20 protein-coding genes, 5 tRNA genes and 1 rRNA gene are annotated in these 22,358 nt (G+C 70.4%); 8 read left to right on the forward strand and 18 right to left on the reverse strand.

Translation table 11 applies throughout. The features are described 5' to 3' along the window. Positions 1-104 precede the first annotated feature (104 nt). Entirely contained in the window at positions 105-1,637 is a 1,533-nt protein-coding gene (locus tag MHY20_RS03190; protein ID WP_239374692.1) for an NAD(P)/FAD-dependent oxidoreductase, read from the forward strand. Between the two features lie 88 nt (positions 1,638-1,725). Here the strand turns inward: MHY20_RS03190 and MHY20_RS03195 are convergent. From MHY20_RS03195 to MHY20_RS03210, 4 genes are all read right to left on the reverse strand, one after another. Then, positions 1,726-1,797: transfer RNA gene (locus MHY20_RS03195), tRNA-Val, on the reverse strand. A gap of 30 nt (positions 1,798-1,827) precedes the next feature. Further along, positions 1,828-1,898, reverse strand: a tRNA-Cys gene (locus tag MHY20_RS03200). A 22-nt stretch (positions 1,899-1,920) separates the two neighbouring features. Further along, positions 1,921-1,993: transfer RNA gene (locus MHY20_RS03205), tRNA-Gly, on the reverse strand. A gap of 22 nt (positions 1,994-2,015) precedes the next feature. After that, positions 2,016-2,087, reverse strand: a tRNA-Val gene (locus MHY20_RS03210). 232 nt (positions 2,088-2,319) lie between these two features. Here MHY20_RS03210 and MHY20_RS03215 point away from each other — a divergent pair. Further along, positions 2,320-2,395, forward strand: a tRNA-Gly gene (locus MHY20_RS03215). Positions 2,396-2,499: 104 nt separating this feature from the next. Here MHY20_RS03215 and zapE read toward each other — a convergent pair. Continuing rightward, positions 2,500-3,528 carry a cell division protein ZapE gene (zapE, locus tag MHY20_RS03220; RefSeq protein ID WP_239374695.1) on the reverse strand — a complete coding sequence of 343 codons (1,029 nt, stop codon included), beginning with the start codon at positions 3,526-3,528 and terminating at the stop codon, positions 2,500-2,502. A gap of 112 nt (positions 3,529-3,640) precedes the next feature. Between zapE and MHY20_RS03225 the strand changes: the two genes are divergently transcribed. Then, positions 3,641-4,420, forward strand: a complete 780-nt coding sequence (locus MHY20_RS03225) for a dihydrofolate reductase family protein (RefSeq protein WP_239374698.1) — start codon at positions 3,641-3,643, stop codon at positions 4,418-4,420. A 26-nt stretch (positions 4,421-4,446) separates the two neighbouring features. On the opposite strand, the gene MHY20_RS03230 is transcribed toward MHY20_RS03225, so the two are convergent. Then, complete coding sequence (locus MHY20_RS03230; protein ID WP_239374701.1) at positions 4,447-5,727, reverse strand: alpha/beta fold hydrolase; 1,281 nt, start codon at positions 5,725-5,727, stop codon at positions 4,447-4,449. 65 nt (positions 5,728-5,792) lie between these two features. Here MHY20_RS03230 and MHY20_RS03235 point away from each other — a divergent pair, with 65 nt between their 5' ends. The 4 genes from MHY20_RS03235 (at position 5,793) to MHY20_RS03250 (ending at position 8,837) form a co-directional block, all read left to right on the forward strand. After that, positions 5,793-6,335: a hypothetical protein gene (locus MHY20_RS03235; RefSeq protein ID WP_183374755.1), complete on the forward strand. Its 543-nt coding sequence runs from the start codon at positions 5,793-5,795 to the stop codon at positions 6,333-6,335. A gap of 13 nt (positions 6,336-6,348) precedes the next feature. Beyond that, positions 6,349-6,780 (forward strand): peptide-methionine (R)-S-oxide reductase MsrB, encoded by a 432-nt coding sequence (gene msrB, locus MHY20_RS03240; RefSeq protein WP_183374757.1) that lies wholly within the window; start codon positions 6,349-6,351, stop codon positions 6,778-6,780. Positions 6,781-6,874: 94 nt separating this feature from the next. Beyond that, a complete protein-coding gene (locus MHY20_RS03245; protein ID WP_239374705.1) occupies positions 6,875-7,462 on the forward strand; it encodes a DUF3000 domain-containing protein in 588 nt (195 codons plus the stop codon). Then, a complete protein-coding gene (locus MHY20_RS03250; protein ID WP_183374766.1) occupies positions 7,452-8,837 on the forward strand; it encodes an HRDC domain-containing protein in 1,386 nt (461 codons plus the stop codon). Before MHY20_RS03245 ends, MHY20_RS03250 begins: the two co-directional genes overlap by 11 nt. A 43-nt stretch (positions 8,838-8,880) precedes the next feature. On the opposite strand, the gene MHY20_RS03255 is transcribed toward MHY20_RS03250, so the two are convergent. From MHY20_RS03255 to MHY20_RS03305, 11 genes are read right to left on the reverse strand one after another with little or no spacing between them, the layout of a single operon-like run. Further along, positions 8,881-9,513, reverse strand: a complete 633-nt coding sequence (locus MHY20_RS03255) for an NUDIX hydrolase (RefSeq protein WP_239374708.1) — start codon at positions 9,511-9,513, stop codon at positions 8,881-8,883. A 10-nt stretch (positions 9,514-9,523) separates the two neighbouring features. After that, positions 9,524-10,642 carry a glycosyltransferase gene (locus MHY20_RS03260; protein ID WP_239374711.1) on the reverse strand — a complete coding sequence of 373 codons (1,119 nt, stop codon included), beginning with the start codon at positions 10,640-10,642 and terminating at the stop codon, positions 9,524-9,526. Further along, the gene (locus MHY20_RS03265; RefSeq protein WP_183374772.1) at positions 10,639-12,306 is read right to left on the reverse strand and encodes a lipid II flippase MurJ; all 1,668 of its coding nucleotides are present in this window, start codon (positions 12,304-12,306) and stop codon (positions 10,639-10,641) included. Before MHY20_RS03265 ends, MHY20_RS03260 begins: the two co-directional genes overlap by 4 nt. Beyond that, the gene (locus MHY20_RS03270; protein ID WP_239374714.1) at positions 12,303-13,154 is read right to left on the reverse strand and encodes a hypothetical protein; all 852 of its coding nucleotides are present in this window, start codon (positions 13,152-13,154) and stop codon (positions 12,303-12,305) included. The genes MHY20_RS03265 and MHY20_RS03270 overlap by 4 nt, the downstream gene beginning before the upstream one ends. After that, a complete protein-coding gene (locus tag MHY20_RS03275) occupies positions 13,151-14,323 on the reverse strand; it encodes a copper transporter (protein WP_239374717.1) in 1,173 nt (390 codons plus the stop codon). The genes MHY20_RS03270 and MHY20_RS03275 overlap by 4 nt, the downstream gene beginning before the upstream one ends. Continuing rightward, positions 14,316-15,563 carry a putative cytokinetic ring protein SteA gene (gene steA / locus MHY20_RS03280; RefSeq protein WP_239374720.1) on the reverse strand — a complete coding sequence of 416 codons (1,248 nt, stop codon included), beginning with the start codon at positions 15,561-15,563 and terminating at the stop codon, positions 14,316-14,318. Before steA ends, MHY20_RS03275 begins: the two co-directional genes overlap by 8 nt. Next, positions 15,560-17,344 carry a DNA repair protein RecN gene (gene recN, locus MHY20_RS03285; protein WP_183374780.1) on the reverse strand — a complete coding sequence of 595 codons (1,785 nt, stop codon included), beginning with the start codon at positions 17,342-17,344 and terminating at the stop codon, positions 15,560-15,562. Before recN ends, steA begins: the two co-directional genes overlap by 4 nt. Then, positions 17,344-18,303, reverse strand: a complete 960-nt coding sequence (locus MHY20_RS03290) for an NAD kinase (RefSeq protein WP_239374723.1) — start codon at positions 18,301-18,303, stop codon at positions 17,344-17,346. Before MHY20_RS03290 ends, recN begins: the two co-directional genes overlap by 1 nt. Continuing rightward, on the reverse strand, positions 18,300-19,133 hold the full coding sequence (locus tag MHY20_RS03295) for a TlyA family RNA methyltransferase (protein WP_183374782.1): 834 nt from the start codon (positions 19,131-19,133) through the stop codon (positions 18,300-18,302). The genes MHY20_RS03290 and MHY20_RS03295 overlap by 4 nt, the downstream gene beginning before the upstream one ends. Next, on the reverse strand, positions 19,130-20,248 hold the full coding sequence (locus tag MHY20_RS03300) for an HAD-IIA family hydrolase (protein ID WP_239374725.1): 1,119 nt from the start codon (positions 20,246-20,248) through the stop codon (positions 19,130-19,132). The genes MHY20_RS03295 and MHY20_RS03300 overlap by 4 nt, the downstream gene beginning before the upstream one ends. After that, positions 20,232-21,206, reverse strand: coding sequence for a tetratricopeptide repeat protein (locus MHY20_RS03305; protein WP_239374727.1), 975 nt, complete (start codon positions 21,204-21,206; stop codon positions 20,232-20,234). Before MHY20_RS03305 ends, MHY20_RS03300 begins: the two co-directional genes overlap by 17 nt. A 54-nt stretch (positions 21,207-21,260) precedes the next feature. On the opposite strand from MHY20_RS03305, the gene MHY20_RS03310 reads away from it, so the two are divergent. After that, positions 21,261-21,608: a hypothetical protein gene (locus MHY20_RS03310; RefSeq protein WP_239374729.1), complete on the forward strand. Its 348-nt coding sequence runs from the start codon at positions 21,261-21,263 to the stop codon at positions 21,606-21,608. A gap of 630 nt (positions 21,609-22,238) precedes the next feature. Here the strand turns inward: MHY20_RS03310 and rrf are convergent. Then, a 5S ribosomal RNA gene (gene rrf / locus MHY20_RS03315) occupies positions 22,239-22,356 on the reverse strand. Positions 22,357-22,358 lie beyond the last annotated feature (2 nt).

The following is a 22,358-nucleotide window of genomic DNA, read 5'->3' on the forward strand; positions in this document are numbered from 1 at the left end:
GAGCTCCTTATCGCTGAGGGGATCCGACCTACCATGCCGGCTCTGCCGTCCAGTGTAACGATGCACCGGGGGCGCTCACAGCTAGGGTTGTCGGTATGGATCACATGCCACGCCCAGCCGTCGATCCGGCCGTGCTCCGCGGCTGTTCGGGACCGTGGGATGCGGTGGTGGTCGGCTCCGGCCCGAACGGCCTGCTCGGCGCACTGACTCTGGCCCGACGGGGCATGCAGGTGCTCGTGCTGGAGGCGGAGGCCACCCCCGGCGGTGGGGCGCGCACGCTCGATCTGGGGCTGGCCGACGGGGTCGTCCATGACGTCTGCTCGGCTGTGCATCCGCTGGCGCTGGCGAGTCCGGCGATCGGAGCTCAGTGGCTGCGCGCCCGTGGTGTGGACATGATCGCGCCGGAGGCGTCGTACGCGCATCCGCTGGACGGCGGCAGGGCAGCGGTTGCGATGCGCAGCGCCGCTGCGACGGGAGATCTCATCGGTGGGCGCCGCGGGCGAGTGTGGGCCGACGTGTTCTCCTCTCTCGCCGCTCATGGACCGGACGTGATGGCTCTGATGCTCGGCACGGCTGAGCAGCGCCTGCGCGCCATCACCTCACCGACGGGTGCCCGCACGGCAGCGCTGCTGGGCCGGGCAGCTGCCCTGGCGGACCGCTCCGTCCGCAGCGGCGACGATGCCGGCGCGCTCCTCGCGGGGGTCGGCGCCCATGCGATCAGCCCCCTCTCCTCCCCCACGGCGATCGGGACGGCTGTGCTGCTCGGCTCCCTCGCCCACACCGGCGGCTGGCCGATCCCCCGCGGCGGCTCGCAGTCCCTGGTCACCGCGTGGATCGCGGAACTGTCCGAGCTCGGCGGCTCAGTGGTGACGCACGCGCCGGTCACGTCACTGGATCAGCTCCCGCCGTCGAGGGTGGTGCTGCTGGATCTGCCTGCCCCGTCGGCCGGTCGACTGCTGGCTCCGTGGGCGAGGTCCGCCGCCTCCCGCCGGCTCACCCGCCGTCTGCAGGTCTTCCCTCCGTCGGCGGGGGCGGCGGCGAAGGCGGACCTGGTGCTGTCCGGGCCGATCCCGTGGGCGGCCGCACAGCAGGCGCCGGGGATTGCGCGCGCCGGGACGGTGCATCTGGGCGGGTCGGCGACCCTGATCAACACGGCCGAGCGGGAGGTGGCGGAGGGTCGGCTGTCGGAGGCCCCGGTGGTGCTGGTGAGCGATCCGGCGGGGGCGGATCCCTCGCGGGAGGTGCGAGGGCTGCGGCCGGTGTGGGCGTATGCGCACGTGCCGCTGGGCTGCCCGGTGGATCCGGTGCCGTTGGTGCTGGCACAGCTGGAGCGGTTCGCCCCGGGCGTCCGAGACCTGGTGGTGGCGGCGCGGGGCGTTCCGGCCTCGCGCATGACGGGTCACAACCGGAGCCTGACCGGCGGGGACATTGCGGGCGGCAGCACGGCTCTGCCGCATCTGGGGGCCCGGCCGTTCCTCGCGACGGATCCGCACCATCTGGCGACCCTGCCGGGCTGGGCGCCGGGCGGCGAGGATGCTGAGGTGCTGCTGTGCTCGGCCTCGAGCGCGCCGGGGCCCGGTGTGCACGGCCTGGGAGGGCAGGCGGCAGCGCGCAGCGCGCTCGCACGGCTGGCCTGAGAGCTGCGATGCGCGGACCCCGTCGGGTTCCCCTGCGCCTGTCATGCAGAAGACCCCCTCGGCGAACCAAGGGGGTCTTCTTCGTGGGTGGGCGATACTGGGATCGAACCAGTGACCTCTTCCATGTCAAGGAAGCGCGCTACCACTACGCTAATCGCCCGTATGCAGGACCCGTGGGCCCATTGTTGCGAGGTGGGTACGGGATTCGAACCCGTGTACACGGCTTTGCAGGCCGTTGCCTCGCCTCTCGGCCAACCCACCGTGCGAGAACCGAAGTTCTCCGAGCGGATGACGAGACTCGAACTCGCGACCCTCACCATGGCAAGGTGATGCTCTACCAACTGAGCTACATCCGCAGATCACTATTCATATGTGACGTGGGCGATACTGGGATCGAACCAGTGACCTCTTCCGTGTGAAGGAAGCGCGCTACCACTACGCTAATCGCCCGGGTCTGCCGGTGCGTTTCCGGAGCGGCCTGCTCCCTCAACGACCTGAACAACATTACACGACTTCCGAGCGGCGACAAATTCGCAGAGGCCGAAAACGGGCAGTTTGCGGCGAGCGCCACATTCGGCCCGCTCGGCCGTGACCCCGACCACGAAGCAGCCTGCGGATTTGCGCGGCCCTGACGGGCCTGGCTACTGTCTTCTTTCGTCGGAGCACGCTCCGGCCGACCCATGCGGATGTAGCTCAGCTGGTAGAGCATCACCTTGCCATGGTGAGGGTCGCGAGTTCGAGTCTCGTCATCCGCTCCACGAGGAAAGGGCCCCGGGTAACCGGGGCCCTTTCGCTGTTCCAGAGCCCGCACCCGCGCCAGCACCGCCGGCGCGGGCCACGAGTGGGCGGTGCACGCCGCGCCTCACACGAGCGCGCGGGCCCCGTCGGCCTGCAGCGCCCCCAGGCGGGACAGGCAGCGCAGATACTTCTTGCGGTAACCGGAGTTGAGCAGGTCCTCGGTGAACAGCTCCGGCACCCGCACCCCGCTCAGTGCCACCGGCACTTCCCGGTCGTAGAGGCGGTCGATCAGAACCACGAGACGCAGCCCGCGGTTGTGCTCACTGACCTGCTCCATCCCCACGATGTGGCAGCGCTCTATCCCTTCGATCATCGCGCCGTAGCGGGAGGGGTGGACCTCCCGCAGGTGCTCGGCGAGCGGTTCGAAGTCGTCGAGGCTGACCCTGTCACCGCGAGCGCCGCTGCGGACCTGGTCGTCGGCCAGCTGGGGCGGGTCGTCGATGCGGTCCTTCTCGCGGTAGTCGAGGCCGTCGATGCGGAGCACATCGAAGCGGTCGGCCATGGCCTGGATCTCGCGGAGGAAGTCCTGGGCGGCGAAGCGGCCCTCGCCGAGTGCGTCGGGGAGGGTGTTGGAGGTGGCGACCACGGGGACGCCGCGGTCGGACAGCTCACGGATCATGCGCGTCATGAGGAGGGTGTCGCCGACGTCGTCGAGTTCGAACTCGTCGATGCACAGGACGCTGGCGGTGGAGAACTCCTCGACGGCGCGGGTGAAGCCGAGGACGCCGATGAGGTTGGTGTACTCCACGAAGGTGCCGTAGAGGGGCCGTCCGGGTGCAATGTGGAAGAGGGCGGTGAGCAGGTGGGTCTTGCCGACTCCGAAGCCGCCGTCGAGGTAGAGGCCGTGGGCTGCGGCCGGGCCCTTCTTCCTGCCGAACATGCTGAGCACGCCGCCCCGGCTGCTGCTGGGCTGAGCGGTGAGGCGGGACGCGAACTGCTGCAGGGACTGCTTCGCCGCCTCCTGGGAGGGGTAGTCCGGGTCGGGGATGTAGTTGTCCAGGCGGGCCTGCTGGAAGCGCGGCGGGGGAACGAGCTGGGCGACGAGTTCGCCCGGTGCGGGTGTGGGGAATCGGGAGGTCAGGCTTGTGGTCACGGCGTTCAGTGTACGGCGGAGGGGTCTGGGTCTGCTCACTATGCTGGAGGCGATCCCAGGAGCCCGCGAGCCGTGCCGGGCCCTTTTCCTGCGCGGAGGATTGGAGAGTGCGATGACCGCCGACGGGGTGCAGAAGGACAGTGTGCACATGGTGCTGCGCGATGGTGCGTTCACCGACGGTGCCGCTGCCACGGTGCCGATGGACGATGCGGGTGCTGAGGAGCTCGCGGACCTGTACCAGTTCGATCCGGAGCGCACCACGGTGCGGGTGATGATGAACTCCTCGGTGGACGGTTCCGCCACGGGGGCCGACGGGACCAGTGCGTCTCTGGGGAACCCGACTGACTTCTTCAACCTGGTGGTGCTGAGGGCGATGCCCGATGTGATCGTTGCGGGCGCTGAGACTGTGCGGGCGGAGGACTACAAGCGGCCGGGCGGCCGGAAGTCCCTGCGCTCTCCCAGCAGGCGGCCGAGCGGGACGGAGTTTCCGGCGCTGGTGGTGCTGACGGGCAGTGGGGACCTGGGTGGGGCGGTGGATCCGTCGTGGCCGACCCTGCTGGCGACCTCGCGGGGGAAGCGGGATGCGGTGATCGAGGCCTCCGGTTTCCCCACGGAGAACGTGGTGACGTTCGAGGAGCCGTTGGACCTGATCGAGCAGCTCGCGCAGCGCGGCTGGGTGGGCATCCAGGTGGAGGGCGGCCCGTCAGTGAACGCGCTGTTCTTGGAAGCCGATGCAGTTGACGAGCTGTGCGTGTCCACCAGTCATGTGACGGTGGGCGGCGAGCACACGCGGATCGTGCGGGGGGCGGAGCATGACGCGCAGTGGCAGCTGTCGGACATGCTGGTGGGCCGCGGCGCCACTCTTCATCGGTACGTGCGGGACCGCGACTGACGCCGGGGCGCTGGTGGCTCCCGGCTTCAGAGCCTGCGACCGGAGGACAGCGGCTGGGCTGGGGCGCTGGGCTGACGGATCGGGAGGGCCGACGGGTCCACGCGGTTGATCGGGAACCCCGCTCCGGCGGAGCGCTGCTGGATCCAGGTGAGGATCTGGCTCTCCCAGCGCGCCGGGTCGAGGTTCCATTCCCGGGTGTGGGAGGCCATGTCCCAGGTGCGCAGGTGCACGAGGTCGGGGCGCGAGTGGGCGAGGAGCCTGCTCGGTTCGTAGGGGACGACTTCGTCCTCGCGGGAGTGGATGAGCAGGGTGGGGTGGCGCAGCGCGTCTGCCGCGTAGTCGGTGGTCATCTCGTTCAGGAGGATCGGCTCCAGCAGGCGGACGGAGCGTGACCAGCGCGGGTGCGTCATCAGGCTGCGGGCCGCGAGCGCGAGCGGCTGCGGAACCCGTCGGAGCCGCGTGTGGTGCTCGAGGATGACCTCCCAGTCGACCGCGGGGGCGTCGAGGATGAGGGAGTCGATCACGTCGCGGTGCTCGGAGAAGAACGAGGTGCGCAGAGCGATGGCGCCGCCCATGGAGAAGCCGATCAGGAGGATGCGGCGAGCACCGTGCCGCAGCGCGAACGCGATGGCGGCGTCGACGTCCTCCCACTCCTGGGCACCGAGGTGGAGGAGGCGGTCGGGTGAGGGGGCGGCTCCGGCGTCGTTGCGGTAGGAAACCATCAGCGTGGTGAGGCCGAGGGCGTGCAGCAGCGGGAGGACGCGCAGGCCTTCGCCGCGGACGGAGCCGTGACCGTGGATGGTGATCGCCCACGTGCGGGCGGGGTCCGGGCCGCCCGCGCTGGGGGCCGCGCCGGGGACCAGCCAGGACGGCATGGAGCCCACGGGTGAGTCGATGGTGACGTCCTGGAAGGGCATGCCGTGGGCGTGCATGGGTGTGCCGGCCCAGAACAGGCCGTTGCGGGCGGCGGGTCCGGGCGCCAGGTGCTCGCGGGTGTCGGCGGCGAGGATGCGCCGCACCACCGTGGTGGGCGTGGGTTTGGCGATGATGTCGCCGATGCGGGCGTGGACGGCGCCGCCCTGTTGGCGGATGCCGAAGACGCCGGGCCATTCGGCCGAGCGGGACGCGGTCAGGGTGACGCAGTGGACATCGGCGTGCTGAACGGTCAGCAGGGGCGGTTCGGACGCGACGGGGGTCAGGGGCGCCCGGGCGACCATGGTGGCGGCCGCTGCTGCTCCGGCCGCGGAGAGGGCGAACGCACCGGCGCCGACGGTGCTGGCGACGGCGATACGGGAGGCCTTGGTCATGTTCGTCAGGGTACGGGACGGGCCTGGGTGCAGATGGTGCAGGGGCCGGGTCTACGATCGGTGACATGTGCACCCTCGCCGAGCAGTGCGGCCCCGATCTCGTGGTGGTCGCCGACTGCACCATCGACTCCATCGATGCGCTCAATGCCCTGACGTTCCTCGGGATCGACCCGCGGGACGGCGGCCGCCCGTCGGCTCGTCTGCGAGTGCACTCCTCCCGCACCCGGAACCTGGTGCTGGACACCGTCGACGTGCTGGGCCTCTCCGATTTCGCCGACCGCTTCCCGCAGGAGATGGCCCTCCTGCGGGGTGCTGAGCACGGCCGCGAGCAGGCGGAGCCCGAGGAGATCCTGTCGTCACTGACGCGGGCGTTCACCGCGGCGGGCTGCGATGTGGTGGACGGCTGTGTGACGGACCGTCCCCTGTCGGCCTGCTCCGCGGACGTCTCGGAGTGCTCGTCGATGACGATCGTGGCGTTCACGCAGCCGATCGTGCGCGACCATGAGTTCGCCGACGAGTGGGCGCATACAGTGGAGGACGCGGTGGAGGCGACGTTCCTGCACCTCTACCCCACCCCGGCGGGTGCGGCACCGGCGCGCCCGCAGTGAAAGGAGTCCACCCATGAGCACGCACCGGATCGGCGACGGCGACTATCCCCTGGCGCTCAGCGGCGAGCAGTGGCGTCAGCGTCTCAGCCCTGAGGAGTTCCATGTTCTGCGCGAGGGCGGCACGGAGCGGCCCTTCACCGGCGAATATGAGGAGGTCCGTCCGTCGGGGACGTATGCGTGCCGAGGCTGCGGCGCGGAGCTCTTCACCGCTGAGACCCAGTTCAACGCGCACTGCGGCTGGCCGGCGTTCTACGCGCCGACGGATTCCGACGCGGTGGAGCTGCTCGATGACGATTCGTTGGGGATGCGCCGCACCGAGGTGCGGTGCCGGGCCTGCGGCAGCCACCTCGGGCATGTGTTCCGGGGAGAGGGCTTCCCCACCCCCACGGATGAGCGCTTCTGCATCAATTCGATCTGCCTGGTCCATTCCGACGACGCCGCCTGAGAACACCGGCGATCGTCGCGACCGGCCCCATATCCGGTCGGCGCGTGCGGCGCGCCGCCGCGATCCGGGAACAGCGCGCCGTTAGGGTGTTCGCGTGGCAGTCCATCAGTTCCCTCAGCATCGTGCGGCGTTCCAGGCCCTGACCGATGCTCTCTCGACAGTCCGCGTGCGCCGGGAGGTCGAGTGGAACGAGATCCCCGCTCCCTCCCGCCTCGCCCCGTTCACGTGGGCGGCGTCCGCTGAGCTCATCGGCGATGACGATGAGGAGGTCGCCAGCGGAAAGTTCATCGTGCTGTACGACCCTGCCGGGAACGACTCATGGCAGGGCGACCTGCGCGTGGTGACGCTGATGCAGGCCCGGCTGGAGCCTGAGTTCGCTGTGGAGTCGATGCTCGGTGACGTCGCCTGGTCCTGGGTGACGGAGTCGCTGGAATCGATGGGCGCGTCCGCTCATGAGCTCGGCTGCACCATCACCCGGGTGGTGTCGCAGAGCTACGGCGCGCTGGCTGCCCGCCCAACCTCGGTGGATGTGGAGATCCGTGCCTCGTGGACACCGGACGAGCACCACCTCGAGCCCCATTTCGCCTCCTGGACGCAGATCCTTGCAGCGGCCGGCGGCCTCCCGCCGCGTCCGGTCGACCTCGCGTCCGCCCGACCCCCTCTTCGAGCCGATGACCTCTGAATCTCCCCGCTCCTCCTCACGCACCCGGACGCGCTCCCGCAGCCGCGCCCGCTCCCAGTCCCGCGCTCGGTCCGGGCGGCCCTTCTCCTCAGCCGCCGCCGACGATGCCCCGGCGTCCTCCGGCTCCCCTGCCGATACCGGGTCCGCGGATGCTGCTCGCACCGGCCGTGCCGGTGACGCGGCAGCCCCGGCGCCGGCGGCGCCGCTGGTGCGCGAACCAGCCGGCGGCACTCCTGAGCTCACCACCACGATCCAGCAGCTCCTGGCGTGGTGCGACCGCGTGGCGGCCGAGGAGGACCTCGCGGTCGATGTGGAGCGCGCCTCCTCCTACCGGTACAGCGCGAAGGCGTACCTGATCCAGGTGCGCAGCGAATCCGCAGGCACCGTGCTGGTGGATCCGCTGGCGATGCGGTTGCCGCGCAGCTTCGTGGAGCTGATGAACTCCCGCACCTGGGTGCTGCATGCCGCCCGGCAGGACCTGCCGTCCTTGGCGATGGACGGAATGGAGCCCGCGGGGCTGTTCGATACGGAGGTCGCCGGTCGGCTCCTCGGTCTGGAGCGCGTCGGCCTCGGTGCCGTAGTGGAGGAGTTCATAGGGGTGCGCCTGGCGAAGGAGCACTCCGCCTCGAACTGGTCGAAGCGCCCCCTGCCGACCTCCTGGCTGGCCTATGCCGCTCTCGATGTGGAGTACCTGTTGCCGCTGCGGGACGCGCTGACGGAGCGTCTGCGCCACGACGGGAAGTGGGAATGGGCCCTGCAGGAGTTCCACCACGAGATGCGGTTCTCCCACCCGGAGGTTCCCGATGAGCCGTGGCGGTCCCTCAGCGGGGTCAGTTCACTGCGGTCCCGCAAGCAGCTCGCGATCGCCCGTGCCCTGTGGACGAAGCGCGATGAGATGGCGCGGACCGCGGACATCGCTCCGTTCATGGTGGTGCGCGACAAGCACCTGATGGCGATGGTGAAGGCGTCGATGCGGACGAAGGCGGATTTCCTGGCGGCCATGCCGAAGGGGATGAAGCAGGGCGAGGCCTGGTGGCAGGCGGCCCGCGCCGCCCGCGCCCTGGGGGTCGGGCATCTGCCGGAGACGAACGAGAAGGGCCCGCACCCGCACCACAAGTCGTGGGCGCGGAAGCACCCGGAGGTGCAGGAGCGGTACCGGACTGTGCGCGAGCGCCTGCTTCGGCACGCTGAGGAGATCCGCATGCCGGTGGAGAACCTGATCTCCCCCGGGCAGGTGCGTCAGTGGGTGTGGAACCACGAGACGGCGTCCGATGATACGGCCGCTGTGCGCCGCGAGCTCGAGGCCGTCGGTGCGCGGCCGTGGCAGGCTCAGCAGGTGGCGCCGCTGCTTCAGGCGGCACTCCCCCGCCGCTGACCCGCACCGGTCACTGCGCTCGGGTGGGACATGCGCGCTGGGGTCAGGCGCCCGGCAGCGGTCGGTCGGCGTCGGGCAGGTCCAGCTGAGCAACATCCGCCTCGCCCAGACCCTGCCGGTTCAGATGCGCCCAGACGGCGAGCACTGCGCTGCCCAGCGCCGCATTGGTGACCTCACCGCCGAGGACGGCGTCGACCAGCTCCCCCAGCGGCACGAGCTCCACCTCGATCTCCGCTTCCTCATCCGTCCGGTCGAATTCCACGGAGGCGGCGGGATGGGCGTCGAGAGCGACGAAGATCCGGATCATCTCACTGGAGCTGCCCGCCGACGGGAAGACGTCGAGGAGGTGATGGATCCGCGTCGCCTCGTACCCGGTCTCCTCCGCCAGTTCGCGCAGGGCCGCGTCCCCGAGTGCCTCGCCGTCCTTGTCGAGCAGTCCCGCGGGGATCTCCGCGAAGCACCCACCGGCCGGGTGGCGGTACTGCCGGATGATGACGGCGCGGGCGTCGTCGGTGAACGCGAGGACGGCGACCGCACCGGGATGGTCGATGTATTCGCGGTCGAAGCGGACCCCGTCGGCGAAGTCGACGGTGTCACGCCGGACCGTCCAGATCATGCCGGAATGGACGGCTCGGGACTGGACGGTGGGGCGAGCGCCGAAGCGGTCGGTGAGCATCAGTTCTCCTTCAGTCGAGCTGCAGCAGCCGGGTGATCTGCTCCAGCAGGTCCGCATCGCCGGGCAGGCTGTGGGATCGGCGGAGGGCCCGCAGGCGGAAGTCAGCGCGCACTGCGGCATCGCTCATCTGCACGATCGCGTCGGCGAGGGCCGACGGGTCCGCCGGTGGCACGAGCAGGGCAGCGTCCTCCGTCACCCAGCGGGTGCCGCCGGCGTCGGTGGCGATCACGGCGCACCCGCGGTGCAGTGCTTCCTGGATCGCGACGGGCTGTCCTTCCCAGGCGGAGCTCTGCACGATCACGTCTGCGTCGGCCATGAGGGCCGGGAGGTCGGTGCGGTGGCCGAGCAGGTGCGCTTCCTCCCCGGAGCCGGCGATGAGCTGCTCGAGGTGGTGGCGCAGCGGCCCCTCCCCCGCGATGTCGAGCCGCACCGGCCCCATGCCGCGCTCCTTCAGCAGGGCCATGGCCGCGAGGGCGGTGGGGATGTCCTTCTGCGGGGCGAGCCGCGCCGGCATCAGCAGACGCAGGGGCTCCGAGTCGGTATCGGTTCCGCGTGATGGGTTCGGGTCGCGGCCATCGCGCCGTGCCGAGGCCAGCTCCTCGGAGTCGCGCGGCGCGTCGGTGGCGCCGGGTCGCTGCGCGGGGATGACAGCGCGCTCCACCTGCTCCGCACCGGCGGCTCGTGCGGCATCCGCGAGGTCCGGGGAGACGGCGAGGATGCCGTCGGCCCCGCGAGCGGTGATCCGCAGCAGCACCGCCCCCACTGCGGCGCTGACACCTCGAGTGGGGAGGGCGTTGTGCAGGGTGACGATGAGTCGACCGCGGCGTTCAGGCGCACAGCCTCGACGGGCCAGAACGGCCAGTGCCCCGGCCCGCACCCCGTGGGCGTGCACCGCGACGCCGGGGCTGCGGCCCAGCAGGGTCCGCAGGGCGAGCACGGCGCGGAGGTCCCGCAGCGGGTGCGGGCGGGCACCGATCGGCATGCCGTGATGGTGGATGGCGCTCGCGGGAATCGCATCGTCGGTAGGGCCGGCGTCCAGGGTGGGGTGGCCGGCTGCGGTGAGCATCCGGTGCTCATCGCGGATGTGGCTGAGGATGCCGCCGGCGGCGCGGGGACGAATGATGATCATGCTGATTCGTCGGCGGTGCGCTCTGCTCGGCGGCCCGGCAGCAGAGAACCGGCGATGCCGATGACGGCGCGGGCACGAGCGGGGTCGAGCACGGCGATCAGCCCCAGGCAGGCCGCTCCGGCGGCGACGCCGATCACGGCGCCGAGCAGCGCGGCGGTGGCGGCCCCCGTCATCATCGGTTCCGCGGCCCGCCCGCCGAAGTAGCCGCCGACGGACGCCACGATCGACGCCATGGCCGCCGTCGCGGTTCCGCGCATCATCGCCGCCCCGTCCTCGGGCGCGAGCGTGTGCTCACGCAGCACGGTGATCGCGCTGACCGCACCGACGATCTGCCCGATCGCGATCGAGAACGCGAACAGCACGGCCGCCTCGGACGCGGTGCGGGTGCTCGAGGTGAGGACGGTGAAGGTGATCAGCAGTCCCGCGCACAGCCACGGCACCGCCCCCACCATCAGTGCTTCGCGCGATTTCAGGGCCGCGTTGAGCACCCGGATGGAGTGCATGACGACCCCGAACGGGATCAGTCCGATCGCGAACGCGGCGGTCACGGCGCCGACACCGACCACTCCCGTCCGGTCGATCGCGGTGAAGAAGCGCTCCAGACCGACGGATGCGCCCCACAGCGCGGCGCCGCCGACGCCCGCCAGTGCAGTGATCGACAGCATCGACCCGAGAGCCAGCCGCGACAGTTCCGCCTTGTCGCCGGCGAGCCTCGACTCGGACAGGGTGGGGAACACGGTGGTCATGATCGGCACCAGCAGGATGGCGTACGGCAGGAGGTAGACGGCCTGACCGTACTGGAACAGGGGTAGGGTGCCGGAGCCGCCGGCGCGGACCGCGAGGATCAGCACGAGGGCGGTGACGGCCTGCTGCGCGAGCACCGCGGTCATCCCGGCGGCGGCGAGCCCGAGGGCGTGGCGGGTGACGCCGCGCGGCAGGGTGAGGGTGGGTCGGTAGCGCAGGCCTGCCTTCAGCGACGGGATGATCAGCGGCAGCGCCATCGCGGCCACGCCGAGGGTGGTGCCCCAGCCCAGCCAGAACTCGCCGCCCGGCGGCAGCGTCGCCACCGACACGGCGGGCGGTACCGACGCCGCGTACGCCGCGTAGGTCGCCATCACCATCAGCGAGGACACGAGAGGGACGAACGCGGGCCAGAAGAAGCGCTTGCGGGCCTGCAGGAACGCTCCGAGCACGATCGTGATGCCGTACAGCGGCAGCTGCAGGGCGAAGACCCGCAGTAAGCGTGCGCCCAGGTCCACCCCGGCGGTGGAGAGGGAGGAGCTTCCCTGCGCGAACACGAACTCGGAGATCGGGTGCGCGAACGCGATGACAAGACCGGCGAGCACCGCGGTGATGATCAGCGTCCAGGTCAGGAGCGCGGAGATGATGCGGTCGGCTCGTCGGCTCGCGGTGATCTCCATCCCCGCGATCAGCGGGATCACCATGCCGGCGAGGGCGCCGCCGGCGGCAGCCTCGAACAGGACGTTGGGGACGAGGTTCGCGGAGGAGTAGGCGGTGCCGACGTCGCCGGCGCCGACGCTGGCGCCGAACACCAGGTAGCGGATGAATCCGGCGATGCGGGCGAGGATCGTCACCACGGCGATCATGCCGGCGGCGCGGATCAGGGCCCGCGTTCGGGACCCGTTCGGTGCATTCACCGTCATTCGGCGCGTCCCAGACGGTCGATGGCGCGCAGCGCGGGGACCGAGTCGATGATGCGGGAGAACGACACGGTCTCACTGGCGAGCGTCAGTCCCACGAGGGCGGCGGCGAGCGCGACGCGGGCGGAGCGCGGCAGGACGCGCGACGCGGCAGTGCCGACGGCGGCGCCGAGGATGTTGGCTCCGCTGTCGCCGAGCATCCCGACCTCATCGAGATCGGCGGGGGCGGCGGACGCGATGACGCCGAGGATTCCCAGCAGCAGGTCCCGCGCCGATTCGTCCAGGTCGCCGTCGCGCAGACGGGAGAGAACCCCGAGACCGGGAACGGCGGAGAGTGCTGCTGTGGCTTTGAGGGCGCGGCCGGGCCGCAGGTCGAACAGGTTGATGAGGTTGGCGCTGCCGGCGATGAGGACCGTGTCGATGGCTCGGTCCAGTGCCTTCGGCTGGTGCAGCGAGATGACGGCGGCGGCGGCGGGGATGGCGAGCGCCTTCGCAGCGCCCGTGGTGAGGCGTCCGCGGCGCAGCGCACCGAGGTGACCTCGCAGCCCCTTGGAGGCGGTGGTCCCGTGGTCCTGCAGGAAGGGTTCGGCGAGGTCGTCGATGAGGCCGAGAGCGCCGATGGCGGCGAGTGCGGCGCGCTCCCGCATCGGCAGGGCCCCGGACGCTCCGCCGACGATCCCTGCGATGACGCCGATGCCTTCGGCGAGGCTGACGGTGGAGCCGCGGTAGTTGGTGCGCTGCAGAGCCCGGCTGACGTCGCCCGCGAGCTCCGGCGGGAGCGCGGCGATGCCGGAGTCGAAGGCTGCCTGCGCGGCGGTGGTGGTGTTGGCGGCGGCGAAAGCGGCGGTCATCGGTCTCCTCCGGAGTCACTGGCGCCCTGCGGCGCGGAAGGGGTGGGAGTGCTGGTGCGGCGCTGGTTCTTCTGCCCACCCGAATCGGGGGACGCACCGCTGCCGCTGGTGGTGTCGGTGTCCGCGTCGGCGGGCTGCGCGGGTTCCGTCGGCTGAGAGGCGTCCGGGGCGTCTGCGCCGGACTGGCCGCCGCCGGCTGGGGAGCTGGGCAGCGCCGGCATCGGGGACTGTGCGTCGGGGGCGGCGCCGTAGTGACCTGAGCTGCCGCCGCGCACCGATTCGGCCAGGGCGAGCACGATCACGACCGGACCCTCTGGTGAGGTGACGGCATCGACCGTCGACACGGACTGCAGGTCGGTGGTGCGGCGGATGGTGCGGACCAGGCCGACGGATTCGTGCAGCGTCGGCGACTGCCCCGCGACCACGATCGGAGCCTTCGCCTCGCGCATGTCGGTCACGAACCGCATCTGCACCGCTTCGACTCGGCTGGTGCGCTCGGCATCCTGGGCGGCGCTGTCGTCCGGGTTGGTGAACGTGTCGGGGGCGGCTGCGACGTACACGAGCCCGGCAGGGGCGACCACTGAGCCGCCGTCACTGGTGATGAAACCATCGGCCGCGAGGCGCTTGACCACCTCAGTGCGGTCGGCGTCGCTGAGGGGCGACTGCGGGGAGATCGCGACCATCAGCGCATGCATGAGGCCTTCGCCGCTGGTCGAGGTCTGTGCGGCGAGCTCCGGCCAGCGGCTGGTGAGGGCGGTGAGGGTGTCAGTGCGCTTGGCCTCCGCGGCCGGGTCCCACAGGGACGGGTTCAGGCTGATCCGGTTGCCGGTGGTGCCGCCGGCCTGGGTGACGCGTTCGCTCACCTGGTCAGCGGCGGTGGCGACGGATTCGCCGTCGGAGATGATGGTGATGGGGGCGCCATCGGGCAGGGCGCCGGCGAGCAGCTCTTTGCCGGAGGCGTCGATGTAGCTGGTGAGGCGCTTGGCGCCGTCCGTCAGCTCCGTGTTCTGAGCGCGCAGCTCGTCCTTGTCGCGGCGCAGCTGCTCCACCTGGTTGGTGAGCTGTTCGCCGAGGCTCTGCCGCAGGGGCCCCGCGCCGAGCACGATGCCGAGGGCGAGCGCCAGGAAGACGGCGACGAGGGACACGAGGTGGTAGCGGAAATCAATCATGGGTCTCTTCCCGGAAGGGTCGGGTCAGCCGGGGCGGCAGCAGAAGGGCGGCTGCGCTCGCCGGAACGCTCTGCAGCGTGAACAGTCCGGTGAACCACGACAGGAAATCGTCGAGCCGAGCGCCGAGCAGCTGGATGAGGGTCTGCCCGCCGGCGGTGACGGACAGGGCGGCGATGATCGCCACGAGGCCCGCCGCCACGAGGGCGAACAGCTGAAGGGTGGAGATGCGCTGACGGTACAGGCGGGACACGCCTTTGGCGTCCACCAGTTTGGAGCCGACGCGCAGCCGGGTGAGGAACGTGGAGGACATGCCGGCGCGGCCCTTGTCGAGGAACTCCTCGAGGGTGCCGTGGGTGCCGACTGCGACGATGACGTCGGCGCCTCGGTCGTCGGCCAGCAGCATGGCGATGTCCTCACTGGTACCGGAGGCCGGGAAGGTCACGGCGTCGTCGTCGAGGCCGAGTTCGGCGAGGCGCTCCATCCCGGGGGCGCGGCCGTCGCGGTAGGCGTGGACGACGAGTTCGGCTCCGCAGCGCAGCGCGCGATCGGACACGGAGTCCATGTCTCCGATGATCATGTCAGGCCGATAGCCGGCATCGAGGACGGCGTCGGCACCGCCGTCGACTCCGACGATGATGGGACGGTTCTCGCGGATGAACGGCTGCAGGACCGTGAGGTCCTCCTTGTAGTGGTAGCCGCGCACCACGATGAGCACGGCCCGGTCCTGGAAGACCGTGCGCACATCCGGTGTGCCGACCCCGTTGATGAGCAGATCGCGCTCCTGCACCATGTATTCCATGGTGTTCTCCGCGAACTTCACCAGCTGTTCGGAGAGGCCCTCGCGGGCGCGGCGCAGGTCCTCGGCGACGATGGACGGGGTGTAGCGCTTGCCCTGGAGGACGTCCCCGGTGGCGAGGCGCACATCGGCACCGTCCAGGGTGAGTTCGTGGCCTTCGCCGATCGTCTCCAGCAGGGTGTCGTGTTCGATGTCGATGACGATGATGCCGGCGTCCACCAGGATCTGGGGGCCCATGTTGGGGTAGCGCCCGGAGATGGACTGCGCGGCGTTGATCACCGCGGCCGGTTTCTTCTCCACGAGTGCTTCCGCGGCGACGCGGTCGATGTCCTCGTGGTCGATGACCGCGATGTCGCCGGGGACCAGCCGTTTGGTGAGGTCCTTGGTGCGGCGTCCGATGCGGGCGATGCCGGTGGTGACGGCGGGCGTGTGCACGGTGCTCATCGCTTCTCCCCCGCCTGGGTCCGTTTCTTCTTCCGGCCCGGAGCGGCGGCGTACCGGGATGCGGCGGTCTGTGCTGCGGCGGCGGATTCGGCGAGCAGTTCCTCAGCGTGGGTGAGGGCGGCTTCCGAGGAGGCGTCGCCGGCGAGCATGCGCGCGAGTTCGTGGACGCGCCCGTCGCTGTCCAGCAGGTCGACTCGGGAGGAGGTCTCCTCGCCGCGGGTCTCCTTCACGATGGTGAGGTGGGTTCCGGCGTAGGAGGCGACCTGCGGCAGGTGCGTCACCACGATGACCTGGGCTTCACCGGCGAGGTGAGCGAGGCGCTCGCCGACGGCGCGGGCCGCTTTGCCGCCGATGCCGGCGTCGATCTCGTCGAAGATGAAGACGGGGTGGCCGATCTCCTGGTTGCGGTCGGTGCGGTCGGCGACGAGCGACACTTCGAGTGCGAGCATGACGCGGGAGAGCTCACCTCCGGAGGCACCGGTCGCCAGCGGCATGAACTCGGCGTTGCGGTGGGGCTGCATGAGGAACGTGACGAGGTCGCGGCCGTGCTCACGGGCGGGTGCGGGTGCGATGTCGACTCGGATCTTCGCGCCGGGCATCTCGAGTGTGGCGAGTTCGGTCTCGATGCGATCGGCGAGGCGTTCGGCGGCGGTGCGGCGCCGCTGGCTCAGCTGGGCGGCGAGATCGTCGAGCTCCTCGTCCTGTTCGACGATGCGGGCGGTGAGCTGTTCGCTGGTGTCGGCGGCGCTTTCGAGGTCGTGGAGGGCGCTGACGGCGCCGGCGGAGTTGTCCAGCAGTTCGGTGACGGTGGCGGCGCCGTCCAGCCGCGGCCCGAGGTCGCGGACGAGGACGCTGAGGGTGTGGAGACGCTGCTGTGCTTCCTCCATGCGGCCCGGGGAGGCGTGGGAGTCGTCCTGCAGGGATGAGAGGTCGGCGGCGGTGTCGCTGAGCTCTTCGCGGGCGGAGACGAGCCGATCCACAAGGGGTGCGAGGCCGGGGGTGGAGTCGGAGTCGAGCGCGGTGATGGCGGCGATGGCCTCGTCGAGGCGGGTGAGGGCGCTGCCGGTTTCGTCGCCGACGAGGTGCATGAGGGTGGTGTCGAACGCGTCGGCGGCGTCGGCGGCGTCGCTGAGGCGGGTGATCTCCTCGCGCAGAGCGTCGTCCTCCCCCGGCTGCGGGTCCACCTCTTCGAGGGTGGTGAGGATGCTGGTGAGTTCCTGCTCGCGCTGCTCGCGGTCGGCGAGGAGGGCGCGGATGCGCTCCAGTTCGGCGGCGTTGTCGCGGCGGGACCGGAAGGTGGCGCGATGCTCGGCGAGGAGGTCGTCGAATTCGGGGCCGATGGTGGAGTCGAGCGCGTCGCGCTGCAGGTCGGGGCTCTTCAGGCGGATCTGGTCGCTCTGACCGTGGATCGTGATGTTCTCGCCGACGAGTTCGGCGAGGGTGGAGACGGGGATGGGGACCCCGCCGACATGGGCGCGGGAGCGTCCGTCCTTGGTGACGCGGCGGACGACGAGCACTTCGCCGTCTTCGGCTTCGGCGCCGAGGTCGTCGAGGCGGTGCTGGAGCAGCGGGGATCCGTCGACGCGGAGGCGGCCCTCGACGGTGCTGGACACCCCGGCTCGGCGCTTGTCGAGGCGGGTGCCGAGCAGGAGGGACAGTCCGGTGACGACCATGGTCTTTCCGGCGCCGGTTTCGCCGGTGATGGCGGTGAATCCGGGCCCGAAGTCGAGGACGGCGTCGTCGATCACGCCGATGTGGCGGATGGCGAGGGAGGTCAGCATCAGCGCTCCTGCGCGGCGGGGTCATCGTGCCCGCGACCGCGCCAGCCGTCGACGGGCAGTTCGAACTTCTCCACGAGGCGGTCGGCGAAGGGGGTGTGGGTCAGTCGCGCGAACTGGATGGAGTTGGGTGAGAGCACCGATTCGATGCGCATGCCGGCGTGAACGTCGAGGACGCGTCGGCCGTCCATGGTGAGGACGGCGCTGCACGTATTGTCGGCGGTGATCTCGATGGCCGCTTCGCTGGAGCGTCCCAGGACGAGGGGGCGCGCGAAGAGAGCGTGGGCGGCCAGTGGGACGACGAGGAATGCGTCGACCTCCGGCCAGACGACGGGTCCGCCGGCGCTGAAGCCGTATGCGGTGGAGCCGGTCGAGGTGGACAGGATGACGCCGTCGCAGCCGAAGGTGGAGACGGGGCGGCCGTCGATCTCGATGACGACGTGGACCATCTTCTGCCGGTCGGACTTCTCCAGGCTGGCTTCGTTGAGGGCCCACTCGGCCGCCACCATGCGGTCCTCAGCGTCGTACACCTCGATGTTGAGGGTGCCGCGCTTCTCGATCGAGTAGTCCCCGTCCAGCAGGCGGTGAACGGTGGTGGCGAGGTCGGCCGCTTCGGATTCGGCGAGGAAGCCGACGTGTCCGAGGTTGACTCCGTGTACGGGGACGCTGTGCTCGCGGGCGATCTCGAGGGCGCGCAGGATGGTGCCGTCGCCGCCGAGGACGATGACGAGTTCGTCGATGGCGGGGTCGAGGTCGTGGACGATGTCGACGTCCGGCCCGTCGATGGCCTCGAGGAGGCCGTCGGGCAGCAGCGCGGGGTCGGCTTCGCGCATCTCGGTGAGCTGCTGGTCGAGGATGCCGGTGCGCACGCCGCGGTTGCGCATTTCGTGGATCACCTGGGCGAGGCCGCGCAGCGCGCTGGAGCGCCCGGTGTGCAGATAGAGAAGGAATCGGCGTATCATCTGGTCCTTCCTTCTCCGCGTCCGCTGGCCCGTTCGACTGCTTCGTCGATCATCCCACAGACGTGGTGGGAGCAGGCGGGATTGGGTGGGGTGTTGCGCCCATGGAGGAAGAACTCACGGTTGCCGTTTTGGCCGGGCAGCGTGCTCTCCTGCACGCCGACGACGGTCAGTGCGTGCTCGGCGCAGGCCTCGGCGACAGCGGCGATGGCGCGGCGCCAGAGCGCGGGGTCGGTGACGACCCCGGATTTCGGGAGGTTGCCCCGGCCCACTTCGAATTGGGGTTTGACCATGAGGACGATGTCGGCGCCGTCGGCGGCGACGCGGCTGATCGTGGGGATGATCTGGGTGAGGGAGATGAAGGAGACGTCGGAGACGATGAGGTCGGGCCGGTGACCGACGGTGTCGACGCTGAGGGTGCGGGCGTCGGTCTGTTCGAGGCTGCGCACACGCTCGTCGGCGCGGAGGCGCTCGATGAGCTGCCCGGTGCCGACGTCGACGGCGGTGACGGTGCGGGCGCCGGCGCGCAGGAGGACGTCGGTGAATCCGCCGGTGGAGGCGCCGAGGTCCAGAGCGTGGGACCCGTCGGCCGTGTCGTCGAGGTGGAAGGCGGTGAGGGCGCCGGCGAGCTTGTGGGCGGCCCGGGAGGCGTATTCGCCGCCGACGGGTGCTCCGGTGACGTCGAGGCGGTCGTCAGGGCCGACGGGAGCGGATGCGCGCCGGGCCCGGGCGCCGTTGATGAGCGCCCTGCCTTCCTCCACGATGCGGCGGGCGTGGGTGCGCGAGGATGCGAGGCCGCGCTGATGGAGCGCGGTGTCGATGCGGGTGCTCACCGTGCCGCAGCGGCCTCGCTGTCCGCGGTGATGGTGGTGTTCGTCAGGCGGATCTCGCCGGCGAAGGCGCGGTCGGGGTGGGTGGCGCGGATGAGGCTGATGACGGCCTGGTGGGTGTGCCAGTCCTGGTCGGTGGCGTTGACGGTGATGATGCCGTCGGCGAGCTCCGCGGTCACTGGCCCGTACACGCAGCGTGCGGCCCGGACGCTCCCGCTGCCTTCTCCCCCACCGGCCTCACGTGTCTCTCCCTCGGTGCTCCCGCTGCCCTCGTCTTCGCCGGTCGCGCCGGTCTCCACGTTGGGGTCGCCGGCGGGGCCGGTGAGGAAGGAGAGGTCGGGCCGGATGAAGGTCGGGCGCTGGATCGGCTCGGCGTAGGCGGCGTCCTGCCAGCTGGAGACGCCGGTGAGGACGTGCAGGGTGGGCAGGTCGGCACGGTTGCCGCCTTCGATGTCGGTGTCGAGTCGGTCGCCGACGACGAGCGGGGCATGCGAGGACACCTGCTGTGCGGCGGTGGTGAACATTGCGGGCTGGGGTTTGCCGGCGATCTGCGGCTGCTGACCGGTGGCATGGGTGAGCGCGGCGACGAGGGATCCGTTGCCGGGCGCGAGGCCGCGTTCCGTGGGGAGGGTGGAGTCCGCGTTGGTGGCGATCCACAGGGCACCGGCGCGGATGGCGTAGGCCGCCTCAGCGAGGTCGCGCCACCCGACGGTGGGGGCGAATCCTTGGATCACGGCCGCGACCGTGTCATCGGCTTCGCGGACGGGTTCGTATCCCCGTGCGTCGAGTTCATGGGTGATGCCGTCGCCGCCGACGACGAGCACCTGGGCGGGTGCGGGGACGCTCTGCTCGAGCACGGCGACTGCGACGTGGGGTGAGTTGACCACTTCATGCGCGTGCGCGCTGAAGCCGAGCGCCGTGAGGTGCTCCACCACCATGTCGGGAGTCCGGGAGGCGTTGTTGGTGGCGAATGCGATCGCCGTCCCGTGGGAGCGAGCGGCATCCACGCTGTCGACCGCGTGGTCGATGGGGCGATGACCGTGCATGAGGGTGCCGTCCATGTCGAGCAGGAGGGCGTCGAAGCGGTCGAGGAAGCTGAGTTCAGTCCTGGCGCGCATCGGTGTCCTCGTCGTCGGTCTCGATATCGGCGGCGTCCTCGGTGCCGGCCCCCTCCGGGCTGGGCTGAGGGTCGGACATCTCGCTGTCTTCTGCCGGTTCGGCGTCATCGTCGGCGCCTGCTTCCGCAGTGTCTTCTGAACGGGCAGCGTCGTCGGCTGCTTCTCGTTCGCGTTCGCGCTCCTCGGCGAGGAAGTCGTCGAGGACGTCCATGACGCCGATCTGTTCATCGGTTTCGAGCACGACGGGTGCCTGGACCTTGCTGGGGCGGCCCAGGCGCTCCCCGGCGTCGGTGATCTCATTGGTGTCGGCGTCGGCGGCGAGGGTCAGCCACTTGATGGCTTCATCGCTGCGTCCGGCCTTCTCCAGGAGGTCGGAGTAGGCCACCCAGAGGCGCACCTGCCACTGTCCGTTCACCTTCTGGCGCAGCGCTGGGATGTCAAGGGACGCGAGGGCAAGGTCGATATCGCCCATGTCGGCGTAGGCACCGGCGACGACGATCATCAGTTCGATGGTGTCGGATTCGCTCAGGGATTCCGCTTCCGGCTGCGCTGCGACGTCGAGGGCGCGTTCGGGGCGGCCGAGCCCGCGTTCGCAGTCGGCGATGATCGGCAGCATGTCGTTGCGACCGTTCATGCGCATGGCGGCGCGCAGTTCGCGGATTGCGGCGCGGTACTCTCCGGCCCCGTAGAGCCGGACGCCGTACATTTCGCGGACGGTCGCTGCGCGTGCACCGAATCGGGTGGCCCAGCGGAAGTGGTCGAGGCTGAGTTCGGGATCGGTGTCCTGGATGAGCATGCCTTGGACGAGGTGGCGGCTGACGCGCTCCTCCTGGTCCTTGGTGAGGGTCTTCAGCTCCGAGCGGATCTCCTTGGGGAGCTCGCGACCGGTGATGTCGGCGGGCACGAACGGTTCCCGACCAGTACGGATCCGGTCGTCACGGTCCTGCTGGCGGTCCACAGGCGCGCTGCTGAAGTCGCGGCGGTCGCTGCGGGGCCCACGCCGGTCATCGCGATGCCCACGGTCGTCGCGGCGCTGCTGGCGGAACCCTCCACGATCCTGCTGGTGTCCCCCTCGCTCGCCGCGGCGGGAATCCTTGCGGTAGCCGCCTCGGTCATCCCGAGGCGAATCCTTGCGGTAGCCGCCTCGGCCGTCGCGGCGGGAATCGTTGCGGTCACTGCGCCGGTCATCTCGACGGGAGTCGCCGCGATGACTGCCGCCCCGGCGGTCATCTCCCGGGCCTCGGTGGGCAGAATGACGCTCGTCCCGACGGGAGCCGGCGCTGTGTCGGTGCGATCGGGACTGGCCGGCGGCATCGCCGCTGCCGTTGTCCCGCTTTTCCCACCAAGGTGTGGACTGTGAATCGTCACGGCGGCGATGGTTGACGTCACTTCGACGCCCTCGATTATCGCCGTATTCGCCGCGGCTGCGCTCGTCGCGGCTGCGGCCCTGTGCGTCACCGCGCTCGTCGCGGCGCTGACGGCGGTCGCCCCGGCTGGTATCGCGCCGTTGCTCGTTGGAGCGGGGGTAGCCACCCGCGCGGCGAGACTGAGATGAGTGGGACCAGTCACGGCGTTTGCCGCGGTCGGAGCGGTGCTCGTAGTCAGACAATTCAGTTCTCCTGCCTCAGGGCGCTGGCGCTATGGGGTTACACATCAAGACTAGGGCACCTGACCGTGTCCACCTACGGGCCCGCGGCAGTAGTTAGCAGAAGTCACGGCGTTCATGCGAGCGCAGTGAGAGCCCAGAATGGAGGTGCACTGCGGTGCGCCTGTCCGGACGGCCCCTATGCGGTCTGGTGCGCATGTCAGGACATCCGCCATCTGCGGCACGGGCACGCGACTGCAACGGGTCGGTCGCAGCGGATGGCCGCCGGGGCCAGTCCTTCACACACAGCAACAAGCAGCGTCAATGAACCTGTGCCGCGGAAGAACAATTAAATGCGTGTGGGCCCCAACCACAAGGCTGGAGCCCACACCACACAAGAAAAGAGTCCGGCAGCGACCTACTCTCCCACACCCTCCCGAGTGCAGTACCATCGGCGCAGTTGGGCTTAGCTACCGGGTTCGGAAAGGTAACCGGGCGTTTCCCCAACGCTATGACCACCGGAAC

Origin of the sequence: Helcobacillus sp. ACRRO (assembly GCF_022347125.1) — a bacterium.
Lineage (GTDB): Bacteria > Actinomycetota > Actinomycetes > Actinomycetales > Dermabacteraceae > Helcobacillus > Helcobacillus massiliensis.

What these genes read in the sequence shown, in the direction of transcription:
- MHY20_RS03235 (WP_183374755.1), top strand. Translation starts at nt 5,793, where the DNA reads ATGTGCACCCTCGCCGAGCAGTGCGGCCCCGATCTCGTGGTGGTCGCC.
- recN (WP_183374780.1), bottom strand. Translation starts at nt 17,344, where the DNA reads ATGCTGACCTCCCTCGCCATCCGCCACATCGGCGTGATCGACGACGCC.
- MHY20_RS03275 (WP_239374717.1), bottom strand. Translation starts at nt 14,323, where the DNA reads ATGATTGATTTCCGCTACCACCTCGTGTCCCTCGTCGCCGTCTTCCTG.
- MHY20_RS03190 (WP_239374692.1), top strand. Translation starts at nt 105, where the DNA reads ATGCCACGCCCAGCCGTCGATCCGGCCGTGCTCCGCGGCTGTTCGGGA.
- MHY20_RS03300 (WP_239374725.1), bottom strand. Translation starts at nt 20,248, where the DNA reads ATGCGCGCCAGGACTGAACTCAGCTTCCTCGACCGCTTCGACGCCCTC.
- MHY20_RS03265 (WP_183374772.1), bottom strand. Translation starts at nt 12,306, where the DNA reads ATGACGGTGAATGCACCGAACGGGTCCCGAACGCGGGCCCTGATCCGC.
- MHY20_RS03290 (WP_239374723.1), bottom strand. Translation starts at nt 18,303, where the DNA reads ATGATACGCCGATTCCTTCTCTATCTGCACACCGGGCGCTCCAGCGCG.
- msrB (WP_183374757.1), top strand. Translation starts at nt 6,349, where the DNA reads ATGAGCACGCACCGGATCGGCGACGGCGACTATCCCCTGGCGCTCAGC.
- MHY20_RS03310 (WP_239374729.1), top strand. Translation starts at nt 21,261, where the DNA reads ATGCCCACGGTCGTCGCGGCGCTGCTGGCGGAACCCTCCACGATCCTG.
- MHY20_RS03255 (WP_239374708.1), bottom strand. Translation starts at nt 9,513, where the DNA reads ATGCTCACCGACCGCTTCGGCGCTCGCCCCACCGTCCAGTCCCGAGCC.
- steA (WP_239374720.1), bottom strand. Translation starts at nt 15,563, where the DNA reads ATGAGCACCGTGCACACGCCCGCCGTCACCACCGGCATCGCCCGCATC.
- MHY20_RS03270 (WP_239374714.1), bottom strand. Translation starts at nt 13,154, where the DNA reads ATGACCGCCGCTTTCGCCGCCGCCAACACCACCACCGCCGCGCAGGCA.
- MHY20_RS03250 (WP_183374766.1), top strand. Translation starts at nt 7,452, where the DNA reads ATGACCTCTGAATCTCCCCGCTCCTCCTCACGCACCCGGACGCGCTCC.
- MHY20_RS03230 (WP_239374701.1), bottom strand. Translation starts at nt 5,727, where the DNA reads ATGACCAAGGCCTCCCGTATCGCCGTCGCCAGCACCGTCGGCGCCGGT.
- MHY20_RS03260 (WP_239374711.1), bottom strand. Translation starts at nt 10,642, where the DNA reads ATGATCATCATTCGTCCCCGCGCCGCCGGCGGCATCCTCAGCCACATC.
- MHY20_RS03225 (WP_239374698.1), top strand. Translation starts at nt 3,641, where the DNA reads ATGACCGCCGACGGGGTGCAGAAGGACAGTGTGCACATGGTGCTGCGC.